The following is a 15,862-nucleotide window of genomic DNA, read 5'->3' as shown; positions in this document are numbered from 1 at the left end:
AACGTCCCTAAGTGCCGGCATCTAGGGGCACTCCTTGGTTGATGCCTGTTCAAGAGTGTCCCCAACAGCTAGTCATTCAAGAACGTCCCCAATGACTAGGCCGCTTGCGTGCGATTTTTGACCGTTGGGCGGGCGCTTCGCCCTTGCCGCAAAAACGTTTTTGCATATCGGGTACAACGGGCTTTACGTGAGTAAAGTGCGCGCCGCGTCCACGTGTCGCGTTTTTAAAGGAGGCCCCATGCCTGGTGTTACCCCTGCAGAAGTTCTATCCAACTTTGGCATTACGCTGGTCGAAGATCCCGCCGAGAACCAACCCCGCCTGCTGGTCGACCTGCCGGCAGCCGAGCTCGTCGAGCATGCGATTCGCCGCGAAGAGGGCCGTATGGCCTCCAACGGCGCACTCGTGATCGAGACGGGGGAGCGTACCGGACGTTCGCCCAACGACCGCTTTATCGTTGACACCCCCGATGTCCACGACAAGATTGCCCGGGGCGCCGTCAACCGCCCGCTGTCCGTCGAAAGCTACGAGGTCATCAAAGCCGGCATCGTCGACTATCTCAACGAGCGCGATGTGTTCGTCACCCGCGGCATGGCCGGCGCCGACCGCAACCACACGCGCCGTCTGCTTGTCGCCTGCGAGCGTGCCAGCCAGGCGCTCTTCATTAAGCAGATGCTCGCCCGCCCGCTCGCCCGCGAAATCGCGCGCACCGGCGAGCCGGATTTCTGCGTGCTCGCCGCGCCGGGCTACCAGTGCGATCCCGCCATCAAGGGCCTCAACTCCAGCGCCGCCGTGGTCATCAACTTCCAGGAGCGCGTGATTCTGGTCGCCGGCACCGGCTACTCCGGCGAGATCAAAAAGTCCATTTTCAGCGTTATGAACTATCTGCTGCCCGTCGAAGACGATGTGCTGCCCATGCACTGCTCGGCCAGCATGGACCCCGTCACGCACGAGACCGCCGTGTTCTTTGGCCTTTCGGGCACGGGCAAGACCACGCTTTCGGCCAACCCCACGCGCCTGCTGATCGGTGACGACGAGCATGGCTGGTCCGACATGGGCATCTTTAACATCGAGGGCGGCTGCTACGCCAAGTGCGAGGGGCTGGACGCGTTCCACGAGCCCGAGATCTTCAACGCCGTTCGCTTTGGCGCCATTTGCGAAAACGTGGTGCTCGATGAGAGCCGCAAGCCTAACTACGATGACGTCTCGATCACGCACAATACGCGCGTGGCCTATCCGGTAGAGCACATCCCCAACGCATGGACCAAGGGCATGGGCACCACCCCGAGCGTCGTGCTGTTTTTGACCTGCGACGCTTTTGGCGTGCTGCCGCCCATCTCGCGCCTGACGGCCGACGCCGCCATGTACCACTTTGTGACGGGCTTTACCGCCAAGATTCCCGGCACCGAGGTCGGCGTCACCGAGCCCACGCCCACGTTCTCTTCGCTGTTCGGCGAGCCGTTTATGCCGCTCGATCCCATGGTCTACGCCAAGATGCTCGGCGAGCGCATCGCCGACGGCCGCACGCGCGTGTATCTGGTCAACACCGGCTGGATCGGCGGCGGCTACGGCGTGGGTCATCGCATTGAGCTGGCCTACACGCGCGCCCTGGTCGCGCGCGCCCTCGACGGCACCATCGAGGACAGCGAGTTCGTGCACGACGAAATCTTTAACGTCGACATTCCCACCACGTGCCATGGCGTGCCCGACGGCATTTTGGTGCCGCGCCAGTATTGGCAGAGCACCGCTCGCTACGACGAGGCCGCGCACAATCTTGCCGTGATGTTCGAGGAGAATTTCGAGAAGAAGTACTCGCACCTGCCCGAGTCCGTCAAGGCCGCCGGCCCGCACGCTCAGGTGCCCGCCGACGCCCGTCATCGCGGCCGCGGCCTGCTGGGACTCCGACACTAGCGTTGCTTCAGACCCAAAACCACCATAAAGGGGACAGGCACCTTTGTGGTGGTTTTACTCGCGCGGATGACTCGGGTTACAATACGCCTGACATATTGCCCCCTTCTCCGGATGGGGGCAGCGTAAGCGCTCTTGTGGCGGCACCGTAGGACTTTGAAGGTGGCCGTCGTAAGGGCGCTTTTTGTTTAGGCGCTCGCGTGGGGCGAATCGTGAAGGGAGCACGTATGAAGGGCTTTGTTGCCGAGAATTCGTTTTGGGAGCTGTTTCCGCAGGCGGCTATCGGCGTTGTGGTCGTAAAGGGCATGAAGCCCGCGGCCCAGATACCCCAGGAGGACGTGGATGCGATTGCCGCGCTGCTTGACCGCGCCAATATCGACGCGGAGCGCCATCTGACCAGCGATACTATCAGCGAGAACGCACCGGTCAAGGCATGGCGTGACGCGTACCGTCTGTTCAAGACCAAAAAGGGCGCGCGTTGCTCAATCGAGAACCTGCTCAAACGCGTGCTCAAAGGCAAGCCGGTGGGCCACATTACGTCCGCGGTGGACATCTACAACACGGTGTCGCTGACCTACGCGCTGCCCGTGGGAGGCGAGGATTTGCATGCGATCGAGGGTGACCTTCGCTTGAAGGTGACCGACGGTGGCGATGCGTTCCTGCCTCTTGGCGAGGAAGCGGACGACCCGACGCTGCCCGGCGAGCTCGCCTATATCGACGATGCAGGCGCCGTGTGCCGCTGCTGGAACTGGCGCGACGGCGTTCGAACGGCGCTGTCCGATGATTCGGCCGATGCGTTCCTGACGATTGAGTGCGTGGAGCCCGAGCGGATGGGGGATTGCCAGGCCGCGATCGATCGCTTAGCGGAGCTGCTCGAGCGCTATCTGGGAGCGACGGTTGTCGTTAAGACGCTTGTGACTCGCGACAATCCCTGCGTGGAGCTGTAGCGGCGCCTGCGGATCATGTTCGCCGGTCAAAACCGCCACAAAGGCGCCTATCCCCTTTGTGGTGGTTTTTATGTTGATGGGTTAACAAATGGGATATTTGGGTACAGGTGTTACCTTGTGCGGCTAAGATGTTTACCCGTAAGCATTATGCAAGCGAAAGGCGGTCGTCTCCCATGCAGCAGAACGACGAGACACGTTTCGAGGACTTTGTCGGACTGATCAGCGGGCTCTACAAGGAGATCCAGCGTATCAAGACGTCCGAAGGCGCAAGGCTGGGCCTCAAGGGCTCCGACGTTATGTGCCTGTACTATCTTGAGCGCAGCAAGGACGGCCTGACTGGCGCCGACCTCGCCCGCATGGCCGGCGTTACCCGTGCCGCCGTTTCGCGCACACTGGCACATCTGGAGGAGGGCGGCTACGTCGAGGTTGACGACTCGGGTGATGCGGCCGTCAAGTATCGTGCTCCGGTGCGCCTGACTGCCCTGGGCGGCGAGAGCATGAGCGAGGCCGATCGCATCATTCGCGAGGTGCTCGATACCACCGGCAAGGCCATGGGCGTGGAGCAGCGCGAGCAGATGTATGCATCGCTGCGCACGATCCTCAACACCCTGCGCGAGATCTAGAGCCGCGCTGGCGCTAGCTTTCAGCCAAGAACTGCATCGTCCCGTTTGAGCGCGTACGCCGTGCCGGGACATTGCTGTCAAAATTCCCTGCGCGAGACCTGCGCAAGAAAGGATTCGTTATGTCCGTCCGCATTATTACCGATTCCGCAAGCGATATGTCGCCGGCGGAGCACCCCGCTCTGCGTGTTCTGCCGCTGTCCGTCACCTTTGGCACCGATGTGTATATGGATGGCGTCGACATCGATCACCAGCGCTTTTACGAGATGCTTGTGGAGCGCGACGAGCTGCCCAAGACCGGTCAGGTCAACCCGTACGCCTTTTCGCAGGCGATTGCCGAAGCGCGTGAGGCCGGCGATGAGGCCGTGATTATTACCGTGGGCGCCAAGCTCTCGGGCACCAACCAGAGTGCTCGTACGGCACTTGCCGAGGCGCCGGGCGGCGACATGTTCGTCGTGGACAGCAATAACGTGACCTTGGGCGAGCGCGTGCTGGTCGAGTATGCGCTGCGCCTGGTGGACGAGGGCCAGGGCGCGGCTCAGGTTGCGGCGGCTGTCGAGGCCGTGCGCGACCGCGTGGTCGTCATCGGCCTGCTCGAGACGTTGGAGTACCTGGTGCGCGGCGGTCGCCTGTCTGCTGCGGCCGGTGCCGTGGGTACGCTGCTCAACGTAAAGCCCGTGGTGGCTGCCGAGGACGGTCTGATCGTGCAGCTGGGCAAGGCGCGCGGTTCCAAGAACGGACGTAACCTGCTCAACCAGAAGGTCGAAAAGGCGGGCGGCATCGACTTTTCCATGCCGCTGGCGCTCGGCTATACGGGCCTTTCGGATGCGGTGCTCAAGAAGTATATCGAGGACAGCGCGGCACTGTGGGCTGGCCACACCGAGGGCGAACTGCCCGTTCACACCATCGGCGCCACCATCGGCACCCATGTAGGCCCCGGCGCCGTAGCCGTAGCCTTCTTCCAACCCGTTAACTAGCCCACCTGCCAAAACCACCACAAAGGGGACAGGCGCCTTTGTGGTGGTTTATGCTATTCCGGGTGGAAGGGAGCGAGCAATGGCGTCTGAGGGCTTTTTTGAGCGGGTGTACGAGGTGGTCGAGCAGATTCCCGAGGGGATGGTCGCCACGTATGGTCAGGTGGCGCTGCTTGCTGGACGTCCACGAAGTGCGCGGTACGTGGGGTATGCCCTGCATGGCAATCCGCGCCCCGGCGAGATTCCCTGTCACCGCGTGGTGTTTGCCGATGGCCGCATATGCGATGGTTTTGCTTTTGGCGGTCCCGATGCTCAACGTGAGCTTTTGCTAGGGGAGGGTGTGGCGTTTAAGGACGACATGCACGTCGACTTGGCCGCCTGTCGCTGGCCTGCAGGGCTCTAGCGGCTCTGCCGTGGTTAAAACCACCACAAAGGTGCCTGTCCCCTTTGTGGTGGTTTAGTTTACTGGGGCTAACTTATGGAGAAGCTATGGCGGGCGATATTGATGCAGCAAAGTAAACCACGGTGAACTATATTGGTTTCAGCAACGGAGCAGGCAATAGGCGATGAAAAAGCCTGCCCTGTTGAGTTTGATTCGCATTCCTCCCCTCTGTGCGATTCAACGGTGTACTTCGGGAACAGGCCCGCTGGCAACTAACTGCCAGCGGGCCTGTTCCTGTTTGTCGAGGGAGTGCAATGGGCAGAGCCGAACCGGTCGGGCACCAAAAAAGGCGGACGCCGTAGCGCCCGCCCTATAGCAATCGAAAGTTCTAGCCAGCAGATCGATCTAGTACACCATGCCCATGGCGTCCTGAACCTCGGCCAGGGTCTGCTCGGCAATCTCGTTGGCGCGACGGTTGCCCTCGTGCAGCACGTCCTTCACATAGTCCAGATCGTTCTCATAGCGCTGACGACGCTCGCGGATCGGCGCGAAGTACTCGTTGACGGCCTCGGTCACGTACTTCTTGAGCTGGCCGGAGCCGCCCATGCCAATCTCCTCGGCAATCTCGACCTCGGAACGGCCAGTGCAGATGGCGGCGGTTGAAAGCAGGCCGGACACGCCGGGGCGGTTCTCGGGATCGAACGTGATCATGCGCTCAGAGTCGGTCTGGCTCTTCTTGATGCGTTTGGCCGTCTCCTCGGCGGTCATCGAAATATTGATGGCGTTGCCGTAGCTCTTGCTCATCTTGCGACCGTCCAGGCCGGGCAGCAGCGGGGTCTCGGACAGCAGCGCGTCGACCTCGGGAAATACCTTGCCGTAGCGGTTGTTAAAGCGGCGGGCGATGGTGCGGGTGAGCTCGATGTGCGGCAGCTGGTCGCGACCGACCGGCACCACATTGCCCTTGCAGAACAGGATGTCGCAGGCCTGGTGCACCGGGTAGGTGAGCAGAAGACCGGTAAGCTCGTGGCCCGAGGCCTCCATCTCGGCCTTGACGGTGGGGTTGCGTGCCAGCTCGGCCTCGGAGACCAGCGACAGGAACGGCAGCATGAGCTGGTTGGCGGCGGGCACGGCGGAGTGCGCGTAGATCATGGTCTTGTCGGGGTCGATGCCGCAGGCGAGGTAGTCCATGACCATGTTGTACACGTTGTCCTGGATGTGCTCGGTCGTGTCGCGGTCAGTGATGACTTGGTAGTCGGCGATGAGCACGTTGGTCTTGGCGCCCATGTTCTGCAGCTCCACGCGGCCCTTGAGGGTGCCAAAGTAGTGGCCAAGGTGCAAGCGTCCGGTGGGGCGGTCGCCGGTAAGCATGGTGAACTTTTCGGGCGTCTTGGTCAGGCCCTCGCGAATGGCGTTGCTCTTTTGCAGCGCGACTTCGTAGCTATTCTCGTTTGGCATGATTGCTCCTAACGTATGTTCATGGGTCAAGATGATAACGCGTTTATTGGAGGGGCGGGTCGTAAGTAGGCGAGGGGCGGGAGAGCGGCGGCTTGTGCGATGGGTGCGGCGTGGCTGCACGTTTGGCCGGCGGCGCCTGGGCGCATCCTCGGCAGCTTACCCTAGCGCCTGTGGTGGCGCTCCTCCTTGCGTTCTTCTGCCGCCTGCTCCTCTTGCTTAAAGGCGGGATCGTCGGGGGTGACGAGCTCGTCCTCGTGCGTGCGTTTGTTGTAATGGTGACGCAACACGGGCTCAAACAGATGTAGATGCTTGGCAAAGGCCGCCGAGCCAATGGCGAGCACGGTAAAGATGAGCACGCGCATGGGCACCTCGACCTGGTTGATCGCGGCGGCGCTGGCCGAAAGCATGATGCACCAGGCGTAGATGAGGAGCACTGCCTGCTTTTGGTTGTAGCCCTCTTGGATCAGGCGGTGGTGGATGTGGCCCTTGTCGGCTTGCCCGATGCTAATGTGGGCGCGCTTGCGGCGCACGATGGCGCTAAACGTGTCGATGATGGGCACGCCGGCAACGATGAGCGGGATGATAAGCGAGGTGAGCGCGGCGGTGCGGCTCACGTTGAGCAACGAGATGGAGCCCAGCGCAAAGCCCAGAAGCAGCGACCCCGAGTCGCCCAAGAAGATGCTTGCGGGGTTGAAGTTGTAGCGCAAAAAGGCCAGACAGGCGCCAAAGAGCGCAATGGAGAGCGCGGCGGCGTCGATGCGGCCCGAGAGAACGGCCATCGAAAACATGGTGAACGACGCGATACCGCAGATGCCCGTGGCCAAGCCGTCGAGGCCGTCGATGAGGTTAATGATGTTGGTGAATGCCACCAGATAGATCACGGTGATGGGGTAGGCGAGCCATCCGAGCATGATTTCGCCGGGGGCAAACGGGTTGACGATGACGCCGATCCGCAAGCCGCCGATACAGGCGATGAGCGCGGCGAGTACCTGACCGGCTAGTTTTTGTTTGGGCTTGAGCTGATAGACGTCGTCGATAGCGCCGGTCGCAAAGATGACGGTAAAGGAGAGCGCCAGCATGGGATAGCTAATGTGAAGGCGCGGGTGCGGCACCAGGGCGGGCGGCCAGCCTAGGTGCCAGGTGCCTAGTATTTGCACAATGCAGGCCACGACGAGGCCCAAAAACACCGCCGTTCCGCCCAAACGCGGGATGGGCTTGGTGTTGATGCGGCGCTTGGAAGGATAGTCGACGGCGTCGAGCTTAATTGCCAAGCGCTTGACCAGGGGCACCGTGAGGAAGGTCGTGATAAAGGCCGCCGCTGCCACGCATAGATACGGTATGTAGCTCGGGGATGAAGCCATGAATCTAAAAACCGCCAAGCGTCGAAGGAAAAGGTCAAAGGTTGCTACGCAAAAAGGCATAGCTGACCCATGATACTCGACCGAGGGGGTGCGGAGGTTTGCACCGTGCGATTATCACGCGCTTACCAGATATTGGGATGTTGGTGGGGATTCTGCTGGATGCCGCTGAGCGTCCATGTGGGGTCTGCAGCGGCGGTATTCAGAAAAATCGGCAAAAGAAAACCACCCCCCACGTTACGAAAATGAACCCACCTAAAACAGGTGGGTGCCCTCATCGACTGTTCCAGCGTCCTTAACAACGAAGGATACCTGTACTAGGTACGACTGTGTGGGCTCCCTAAATAAACGCGACGGTTCACCCAGTTGCTCCGCGGGGGGCGGAATACCTACATCATAAAGCGGCACTTTGTCGATTCCAGTCTTGACATTATAAAAATCGTGTCGGACGATTACGGCGCCTTGGGCTCGAGCCGTCTGTGCGGTTGGTCCCTTTACGTTTGAGCTGCTGAATCATTGTTTTGGAGCATGTTTTTATGCCGACGTCGTTGACCGAACTTTTTTCGCCCGCCTGCCATTTGTGTCCGCGCCGTTGCGGTGCGGCGCGCGACGAGGGCGCGCGTGGCGTGTGCGGCGCCGACAACACGCTTAAGGTCGCCCGCGCGGCGCTCCATATGTGGGAGGAGCCGCCCATTTCGGGCGAGGCCGGCTCGGGTACGATTTTCTTTAGCGGCTGTTCGCTCAAATGTATCTATTGTCAGAACCACGAGATCTCAACGGGCAATTTCGGTCTTGAGATTTCGCCCGAGCGTTTGGTCGAGATTATGCTGGAGCTGCAGGACCAGGGCGCCAATAACATCAACCTGGTGACGGCGACGCACTATGCGCACCTGTTGCCTGCCGCGATTGCCGCGGCACGGACGCGCGGGTTGGTCATCCCAATTGTCTACAACACGAGTGGTTACGAGCGCGCGAGTGCCGTGGCGGCGCTGGGCGACCTGGTCGACGTGTGGCTTACGGACTTTAAATATGCCGATGCCGGGCTTGCGCAGTCGCTTTCTCATATTAAGGACTACCCGCGCGTGGCCGTGTCGGGTCTGGCCCAGATGGCGCGCGAGATTGAGCGCCGCGGGGGAGAGCTGGTAGACGAGGACGGGCTCATGAGGCGCGGCATAATCGTGCGTCATCTGGTGCTGCCGGGGCATGCGGACGATTCGTGCCGCGTGTTGGACCTGGTGTGGCAGACGGTGGGCGACGTGCCGATCTCGGTCATGAACCAGTACACGCCCAATGCCCTCATGCGCGAACAAGGCGGCGACCTGGCGCGCGCCGTGACGCGCGAGGAGTACGAGCAGGTGCTCGACCATGCCGACGACCTGGGCTTTACGACGATGTTTTGGCAAGAAGGCGGCGCGGTAGACGAGAGCTTCACCCCGGCCTTCGACACCACCGGCGTCCTCACCAGCGCAGAGTAGCGCGTTCGCCGATGATTTTTCTGGGACGGGATTAAAAAATCATTCGGTACACAATGTTTTTTTAATCCCCGTCCCAGAAAAATCATCGAGAGGATCGCCTGCTCGAAAAGTTGTCAAAATAGCCGCGCCCCAAAAAGACTGATTATTGGGCGTTGACAGTTGGCGAGCCGTAGGTAAAATATCGACTTGTCCTGGGGACGTAGCTCAGTTGGGAGAGCGCTGCCGTCGCATGGCAGAGGCCGAGGGTTCGACTCCCTTCGTCTCCACCCTTGGATTTGATAAGCCGCTGACATTGTGTCGGCGGCTTTTTTTAAAAGAAAGGGCTGTACCATGGCCGAGCTTGAGTCCCAACCACTGTCTGCCGAGGAACGCGCCGAGTTGGAAGAGCTCCGCGCCGAGAAAGCTCGTCGCGAGGCCCAGGAAGAGGCACGCCGCGAGCGTGAGGAGTTGGCCGCCCTGCGTGCCGAGCGCGAGAAGGCCGAGGAGGCCGCTGCGAAGGTTGCATCCGAGCCCAAGCCCGCGCCCGCACCCAAGCCCGCTGCTGCGAAGCCTGCACCTGCCGCGCCCAAACCTCAGCCTAAAAAGGCCGCTCGTTCCAAGTCCGTCGATCCCAAGCCGAGCCGTGACGAGATGAGCTTTGCCCAGCGCATGGTTACCTCCAAGGAGCCTGCGGGTGAGAACGAGATCCCCGGTATGGCGCCGGCTCAAAAAATCATCATTGTCCTTGCCCTCATCGCGTTTGTCATCTTTATGGGCTACACGATCCTGACCAGCATGGGCCTGCTTTAGCCTGTTCGCGCTGGGCCCCATGCCCGCACGCCCGCCTCGCCAACCCTCAACCTCTGCACAACGCATCCGAAAGGTCGCCCCATGGCTTTGACCGACATCTCGCATCCCACCGACATTGCAATGCTCACTGATCTGTACGAACTCACTATGGCCCAGGGCCTGTGGGAGAGCGGCAAGGCCAATGAGCAGGGTTGCTTTACGGCGTTTTACCGCGACCATCCCTTCGGCAGCGCGTATGCCGTCATGTGCGGCACCGCCGAGCTGCCCGAGCTTGTCGAGAACCTGCGCTTTACGCCCGAGGACATCGACTATCTAGCTTCGCTCCAGGCTCCGGCCGGCGGCTCGATGTTTAAGCCCGCATTCCTCGACTACCTGCGCAACTTCCGCGCGCATGTGAACATTGACGCCGTGCCCGAGGGCGAGCTCGTCTTTCCGCGCGAGCCCATGGTGCGCGTCACCGGCCCCGCGCTGGAGTGCCAGCTGCTCGAAACGGCGTTGCTCAACATTGTCGGCTTCCAGACGCTTGTCGCTACCAAGACGGCGCGCGTGGTGCTGGCGGCGGACGGCCGTCCCGTTGCCGAGTTTGGCCTGCGCCGCGCCCAGGGTCCCGATGGCGGGCTGGCCGTCGCGCGCGCGAGCTACGTTGCCGGCTGCTCCTCTACATCCAATGTGCTCGCCGGCCGCCGCTACGGTATTCCCGTCTTTGGCACTCATGCGCACAGCTGGGTGATGAGCTTCGATTCCGAGCTCGAGGCATTCCGGGCTTTTGCTAAGTCGAGTCCCAAGAACTGCACGCTGCTCATCGACACCTACGACGTACGTGAGGGCTGCGAGCATGCCATTACGGTTGCCAAGGAGATGGAGGCGGTGGGCGAGCGTCTGTCGGCTATTCGCATCGACTCCGGCGACCTCGCCAAGCTCTCCAAGTATGTTCGTGGCCGTTTTGATGCCGAGGGCCTGCCCTATGTGGGGATCTCGGTTTCTAACGATCTGGATGAGTACACGATTCAGTCGCTGCTCGACCAGGGCGCGCCCATCGACAGCTTTGGCGTGGGTACCAAGCTTGCGACCTGCTATGACCAGCCGGCGCTGGGCGGCGTGTACAAGCTTTCCGCCCGCCGTGCGAGCGAGGCAGATCCATGGACGCCGGTGGTCAAGCTCTCCGAGCAGCCCTACAAGCGCACGATCCCGGGTGTGCAACGCGTGCGCCGTTATTATGACGGCTTTGGCGGCCCGGTCTGCGACATGATCTACGACGAGGACCATCTGGCGGGGGAGGGCACCGCGCGCGGCAATACCCTCGTGGCCGTGAATGATGCCGCCCTGGTGACCGACGTGTCCGAACTTGAGTATCGCGAGCTGCTGGTGCCGATCGTGCGCGATGGCAGTGCGGTGGCTCCGCGTGAGAGCATCCAGGACGCGCGCGAGCGCTGTGCTTGGGCGCTCGACCATCTGGACGCAGCTTTCAAGCGCTTCCTGTACCCGCAGACCTATGTGGTGGGTATGGAGCAGGGCCTGGCTCAGGTGCGCGACGAGCTCGTGCGCAAGAACATGGCCGCGGCCTCTGCCTTTCCCTGGGCTCACTAATTCCTTGGGCGGTAGGGGCGAGTCACGCTTCCCTTGCCGCCGGCTCGGCCGTTCGCTGAACAGTTGATTGGTTTGACGTATGACGACTTCTTATAAAACGATGGTGGTAAAGATCGGTTCGTCCACGGTGGTGGGCGCCGACGGCAAGGTCAACCGCGCCTTTATCGGCGGGCTTGCCGACCAGGCCGCAGCGCTGCGCGAGCTTGGCTGGCGCCTGATCGTGGTGAGCTCGGGCGCCATTGCCTGCGGCTATCCCGTGCTGGGCTTCGACCGTAAGCCGGTCGGCGACCTGCCGAGCTTGCAGGCCTGCGCCTCGGCCGGTCAGTGCATCATCTCGTCGGCCTACGACGAGGAGTTCCATGCGCGCGACCTGCTCACCTCGCTCGTGCTGCTCACGCGTCACGACACGGCGCGCCGCACGTCCTACCTGCACGCGCGCGACGCCCTGCTTCGCCTTGTGGAGCTGGGTGTGGTGCCGGTCGTCAACGAGAACGATACCGTCACCGTCGATGAGATCAAGTTTGGCGACAACGACACGCTGGCGGCGCTTGTGAGCTGCCTGGTTTCTGCCGATCTGTGCGTGACGCTCTCGGACATCGATGGTCTCTATACTGCCAATCCGCATGAAGACCCCACGGCCGAGTTTGTTCCTGTCGTGCATAAGATCGATGCCAAGATTATTGCCTCGGCGGGCGATTCTTCCACATCGGTGGGCACGGGCGGCATGATTACCAAGATCCGCGCGAGCCGCATCCTGATGACGGCGGGCATTCAGAGCGTGATTTGCGCGGGCGAGGAGCCCGATGCGCTCGTGCGTCTCGCCCGCGGCGAGAGCGTGGGCACGCTGTTCGATCCGCCGGCGGAGCGTCTGGACATCGCACCCCGCAAGCTGTGGATCGCGCTGGGCGACAAGGCACATGGCTCGGTGACGGTCGATGATGGTGCTGCGAAGGCGCTGGTCAGCCGTGGCTCTTCCCTGCTTGCGGTGGGTATTCGCGAGGTCGATGGCCAGTTTGCCGAGGGCGATGTGCTCGACGTGTGCGACCCGAGCGGCATGGTTGTCGCCCGTGGTATCGCTGAGGCCGATTCGGACGTGCTGGAGCTTGCAGCCGGCCGCCGCCAGGACCAGATTGCCAGCAACCGCCTGCTCGCAGACCTGGCCGAGAAGCCCGCGATCCATAGGGACAACTTGATAGTGTTTGCATAAAGAGAGGCAGCGCTGCGGCTCGTTTTGCCAGCAGTGCTGCCTCTCCTTTTCCGGCACTTGGGGACGTTCCTTATGTGCCGGCACTTTGGGACACTCCTTTGCTAGAAGATCTGGCGCAGGTCTCCGCGGTTGAGGGCTTCGTCGAAGAGGTGCTTGAACACCACGCTGCCGTGCAAGCCGTCGTGCTCGAACTCGTTGGTCACCCAGGCATGCGAGTTGCCCACGCGGCTGAGCGTATCGAGCTGCATGCCCGAGTCCACGTACATGTCATCGAAGTACACCGCGGCCTGCAGGGGCACCTCGTTGCACGCCAGGCGCTGCGGGTCGTAGATCTTGTCCCAGCTTGTGTCTTCCATCAGCAGGTCCATGGCGGGCTTAAATGGCTTAAGCTCGGGCATCTGCTCAAACATCCACGGGAACATGGCCTCGCCGGTAAACATGAGCGGGCGCGCAAGCGTGTCGAACTCGGCGCGATGGGCCTCCTCCTCTGCTGCGGCCCAGCGAATGGGCATGGTGTCGCCGTCGGTGTAGATGAACTCCTGAAGCGTCCAGTACAGCGGATTCGTGCGCGTGTTGGTGCGCTCGAAGGCGCGCATCAAAAAGCTGTCAGATACCGAGGCGCCGCAGGTCAGCGTGCCGTCGCCGTCAACAAAAGCGTGATCGATAATCCAATGCATGCGCTCAAAGCTCGGCTTCATGCCAAAGTCGCTGCCCATGAGCTGTAGGCGCTCGACCGTCATCGGCGAGCCGTCGGGCAGCACGGGCTTCTGAGCCTCGAGCGCATCGGCAAGAGCCGCCACGCGCTCGACGTCGGCGGGGTAGCGGTCGTAATACTGCTGTGTCTTGGCAGCCATGCGCGGGAAGGTGTGCGCGTAGACCTCGCTTGCGCTCGCCGGCACGTGGGGGATGCCGCCGCAGGTAAAGCTTGCCGCCACGCCCTCGGGGAAGAGCGACAGATAGCTCAACGTCAAAAAGCCGCCGTAGCTCTGCCCGAGTGTGACCCAGGGCTTGCCGCCAAAGCCCACCAGGCGCAGGTACTCAAAATCGCGCACGATGGAGCTGGCGACGTGGCGCTTGAGGAAGTCCGCCTGCGAGCGTGCTGTATCGGCGCCGGCAGTCGTCGCGCGCTCGCCCAGTGCCTTGATCGTGCGTCCGTCCACGCAGCTACTGCGTCCGGTGCCGCGCTGGTCGGGAAGGACCACGCGGAAGTGCTTGACGGCCTCCTCGATCCAGCCGTCGCTTGTGGGCGACAGCGGACGCGGGCTCTCGCCGCCGGGGCCGCCCTGCAAAAACAGGAGCAGCGGCAGATCGTCGTTGATGCGGTCGGGCGCGCAAACCACGCGGTAGAAGAGCTTGATGCTCTCGGGCGCGCCGGCGATGGGTGCCGGCATAGCGCCGCGGCGCATGGTGCTGCCGACGGCCAAAAGCATCGGCTCCAGGCCGCGCCAGTCAAGGGGGACGTCGATGCTGTGGTCCTCGACATACAGGCCGGGGACGTGGTACGAAGTGATGAGCGCCATGTGATGCTTCCGTTCGTTGCGGTGTTTCGGGTTGACCAATTCTACCGCCGCAGGTGAGGTCATGCGCAAATCGGCTACCATGGTTGCAAACTTCTAGGAGAAAGGGCCGCCCATGTCGGTCGATATAGCCACGTATGTCCACGATCTTGCCGTTGCCGCCAAGGCAGCGTCGGCCTCGCTTGCCACGGCGAGCGACGAGCAGCGCCAGGAGGCCGTGCGCGCCATGGCCGCAGCACTGCGCGATGGCGTCGATTCCATCGTCGCCGCCAACGAGCTCGATATGTCCGCCGCGCGCGATGCGGGGACCTCGGCGGGGCTCCTCGACCGCCTGCTGCTGACGCCCGAGCGTGTTGAGGGCATGGCCGCCGGCCTGGAGAAGCTCGCTGAGCTGCCCGATCCCGTGGGCTGCGTGCTCGATCACCGCGTGCTTGCAAGCGGTGTGGACCTGACCCGCGTGAGTGTGCCGCTGGGTCTGGTTGCCATGGTCTACGAGGCGCGCCCCAACGTGACGGCCGACGCCGCTGGCATCTGCATCCGCACCGGCAACGCCTGCATCCTGCGCGGTGGTTCGCTGGCCTATCACTCGTGCGCCATGATTGCCGAACTGCTGGCCGATGCGCTTGAGGCCCAGGGTTTCCCGCGCGAGGCCATCTCGATGATCGAGTCCACCGACCGCGAGGCCACCGGCGAGCTCATGAAGCTCCGCGGCATTGTCGATGTGCTCATTCCGCGTGGCGGCGCGGGCCTGATCCAGCGCTGCGTGCGCGAGTCGCTCGTTCCGGTGATCGAGACGGGCACGGGCAACTGCCACATCTACGTCCATGAATCCGCCGACTTCGATAAAGCGCTCAATATTATCGTCAACGCTAAGACGCAGCGCGTGGGCGTGTGCAATGCCGCCGAGTCGCTGCTGGTCGACCGTGCCGTGGCCAATGTGTTTTTGCCTGCGGTTGTTGCCGTGCTGCACGACCACGGCGTGCTCATTCACGGCGACGAGGCCACGTGCGCCGCGTGCGCCGATGCCGGGCTTGCCGAGGGCGATGACTACGTTGCCGCGACTGAGGAGGACTGGGGTCGCGAGTACCTGGCGCTCGAGATGAGCGTGAAGGTCGTGGCAAACGAGGACGAGGCCATCGCACACATCAATCGCTACGGCACGATGCACTCCGAGGCCATCGTTGCCGAGGATACGGATGCTTGCGAGCGCTTCCTGGACGCGGTCGATGCCTCGGCCGTGTACGCCAACGCCAGCACGCGCTTTACCGACGGCGGCGAGTTTGGCCTGGGCGCCGAGATCGGCATCTCGACCCAAAAGCTCCACGCCCGTGGCCCCTTTGCCGCCGAGGCCCTCACCACCTACAAATACAAGCTCCGAGGCACCGGCCAGGTCCGCCCCTAACGCCCGCGCAAACAAAAACCACCACAAAGGTGCCTGTGAACTGCGCCCCGAAACTTGGACTGAATAAATAGCGACTACGCCGCAAGGGCCCGGTCCCGGAACTCCTCCGGCGTCAGGCCCTTCAATCTTACCTGCCTGCGCCGCGTGTTCCAATGGGCTATGTACTCCTCCAGGTCGCGCTTGAAGTCCCCGAAGCTGCCCCACTCCCTGCCGCGGTAGAACTCGTCCTTCACGTGGCCGAAG

The 15,862-nt window shown here is 62.4% G+C and carries 14 protein-coding genes and 1 tRNA gene; 11 read left to right on the top strand and 4 right to left on the bottom strand.

Annotated elements, in window-relative coordinates; translation table 11 throughout:
• Nucleotides 1-238: 238 nt before the first annotated feature.
• From pckA to PMW70_RS01390, 5 genes are all read left to right on the top strand, one after another.
• Complete coding sequence (gene pckA, locus PMW70_RS01410; RefSeq protein ID WP_271743664.1) at nucleotides 239-1,909, top strand: phosphoenolpyruvate carboxykinase (ATP); 1,671 nt, start codon at nucleotides 239-241, stop codon at nucleotides 1,907-1,909.
• Between the two features lie 224 nt (nucleotides 1,910-2,133).
• Nucleotides 2,134-2,853, top strand: a complete 720-nt coding sequence (locus PMW70_RS01405) for a B3/B4 domain-containing protein (protein WP_271743663.1) — start codon at nucleotides 2,134-2,136, stop codon at nucleotides 2,851-2,853.
• Nucleotides 2,854-3,026: 173 nt separating this feature from the next.
• Nucleotides 3,027-3,476, top strand: coding sequence for a MarR family winged helix-turn-helix transcriptional regulator (locus PMW70_RS01400; RefSeq protein WP_022093866.1), 450 nt, complete (start codon nucleotides 3,027-3,029; stop codon nucleotides 3,474-3,476).
• 119 nt (nucleotides 3,477-3,595) lie between these two features.
• The gene (locus PMW70_RS01395) at nucleotides 3,596-4,450 is read left to right on the top strand and encodes a DegV family protein (RefSeq protein ID WP_117641033.1); all 855 of its coding nucleotides are present in this window, start codon (nucleotides 3,596-3,598) and stop codon (nucleotides 4,448-4,450) included.
• 79 nt (nucleotides 4,451-4,529) lie between these two features.
• A complete protein-coding gene (locus PMW70_RS01390; protein WP_089572047.1) occupies nucleotides 4,530-4,850 on the top strand; it encodes an MGMT family protein in 321 nt (106 codons plus the stop codon).
• A 384-nt stretch (nucleotides 4,851-5,234) separates the two neighbouring features.
• Here the strand turns inward: PMW70_RS01390 and trpS are convergent, their stop codons facing one another.
• Both trpS and PMW70_RS01380 read right to left on the bottom strand, forming a co-directional pair.
• Complete coding sequence (gene trpS / locus PMW70_RS01385; protein WP_117716819.1) at nucleotides 5,235-6,284, bottom strand: tryptophan--tRNA ligase; 1,050 nt, start codon at nucleotides 6,282-6,284, stop codon at nucleotides 5,235-5,237.
• A 161-nt stretch (nucleotides 6,285-6,445) separates the two neighbouring features.
• Nucleotides 6,446-7,645 carry an MraY family glycosyltransferase gene (locus PMW70_RS01380; protein WP_271743662.1) on the bottom strand — a complete coding sequence of 400 codons (1,200 nt, stop codon included), beginning with the start codon at nucleotides 7,643-7,645 and terminating at the stop codon, nucleotides 6,446-6,448.
• Nucleotides 7,646-8,178: 533 nt separating this feature from the next.
• Between PMW70_RS01380 and PMW70_RS01375 the strand changes: the two genes are divergently transcribed.
• The 5 genes from PMW70_RS01375 (at nucleotide 8,179) to proB (ending at nucleotide 12,700) form a co-directional block, all read left to right on the top strand.
• Nucleotides 8,179-9,117, top strand: a complete 939-nt coding sequence (locus PMW70_RS01375; RefSeq protein WP_271743661.1) for a radical SAM protein — start codon at nucleotides 8,179-8,181, stop codon at nucleotides 9,115-9,117.
• Between the two features lie 193 nt (nucleotides 9,118-9,310).
• Nucleotides 9,311-9,383, top strand: a tRNA-Ala gene (locus PMW70_RS01370).
• A gap of 64 nt (nucleotides 9,384-9,447) precedes the next feature.
• Nucleotides 9,448-9,906 (top strand): hypothetical protein, encoded by a 459-nt coding sequence (locus PMW70_RS01365; protein WP_271743660.1) that lies wholly within the window; start codon nucleotides 9,448-9,450, stop codon nucleotides 9,904-9,906.
• Nucleotides 9,907-9,987: 81 nt separating this feature from the next.
• Complete coding sequence (locus PMW70_RS01360; RefSeq protein WP_271743659.1) at nucleotides 9,988-11,493, top strand: nicotinate phosphoribosyltransferase; 1,506 nt, start codon at nucleotides 9,988-9,990, stop codon at nucleotides 11,491-11,493.
• Between the two features lie 79 nt (nucleotides 11,494-11,572).
• The gene (gene proB, locus PMW70_RS01355; RefSeq protein WP_271743658.1) at nucleotides 11,573-12,700 is read left to right on the top strand and encodes a glutamate 5-kinase; all 1,128 of its coding nucleotides are present in this window, start codon (nucleotides 11,573-11,575) and stop codon (nucleotides 12,698-12,700) included.
• A 101-nt stretch (nucleotides 12,701-12,801) separates the two neighbouring features.
• Here the strand turns inward: proB and PMW70_RS01350 are convergent, their stop codons facing one another.
• Nucleotides 12,802-14,220: an alpha/beta fold hydrolase gene (locus tag PMW70_RS01350; RefSeq protein WP_271743657.1), complete on the bottom strand. Its 1,419-nt coding sequence runs from the start codon at nucleotides 14,218-14,220 to the stop codon at nucleotides 12,802-12,804.
• A 112-nt stretch (nucleotides 14,221-14,332) separates the two neighbouring features.
• Between PMW70_RS01350 and PMW70_RS01345 the strand changes: the two genes are divergently transcribed.
• Nucleotides 14,333-15,619 carry a glutamate-5-semialdehyde dehydrogenase gene (locus tag PMW70_RS01345; RefSeq protein ID WP_271743656.1) on the top strand — a complete coding sequence of 429 codons (1,287 nt, stop codon included), beginning with the start codon at nucleotides 14,333-14,335 and terminating at the stop codon, nucleotides 15,617-15,619.
• Between the two features lie 74 nt (nucleotides 15,620-15,693).
• Here PMW70_RS01345 and PMW70_RS01340 read toward each other — a convergent pair whose 3' ends face one another.
• Nucleotides 15,694-15,852 carry an IS3 family transposase gene (locus PMW70_RS01340; RefSeq protein ID WP_271743732.1) on the bottom strand — a complete coding sequence of 53 codons (159 nt, stop codon included), beginning with the start codon at nucleotides 15,850-15,852 and terminating at the stop codon, nucleotides 15,694-15,696.
• Nucleotides 15,853-15,862 lie beyond the last annotated feature (10 nt).

This window comes from Collinsella aerofaciens, from assembly GCF_028209625.1.
In the GTDB taxonomy this organism is placed as follows: domain Bacteria; phylum Actinomycetota; class Coriobacteriia; order Coriobacteriales; family Coriobacteriaceae; genus Collinsella; species Collinsella aerofaciens_AM.
The sequence above is the reverse complement of the archived record's forward strand: the minus strand, read 5'-3'. Positions and strand labels throughout refer to the sequence as shown.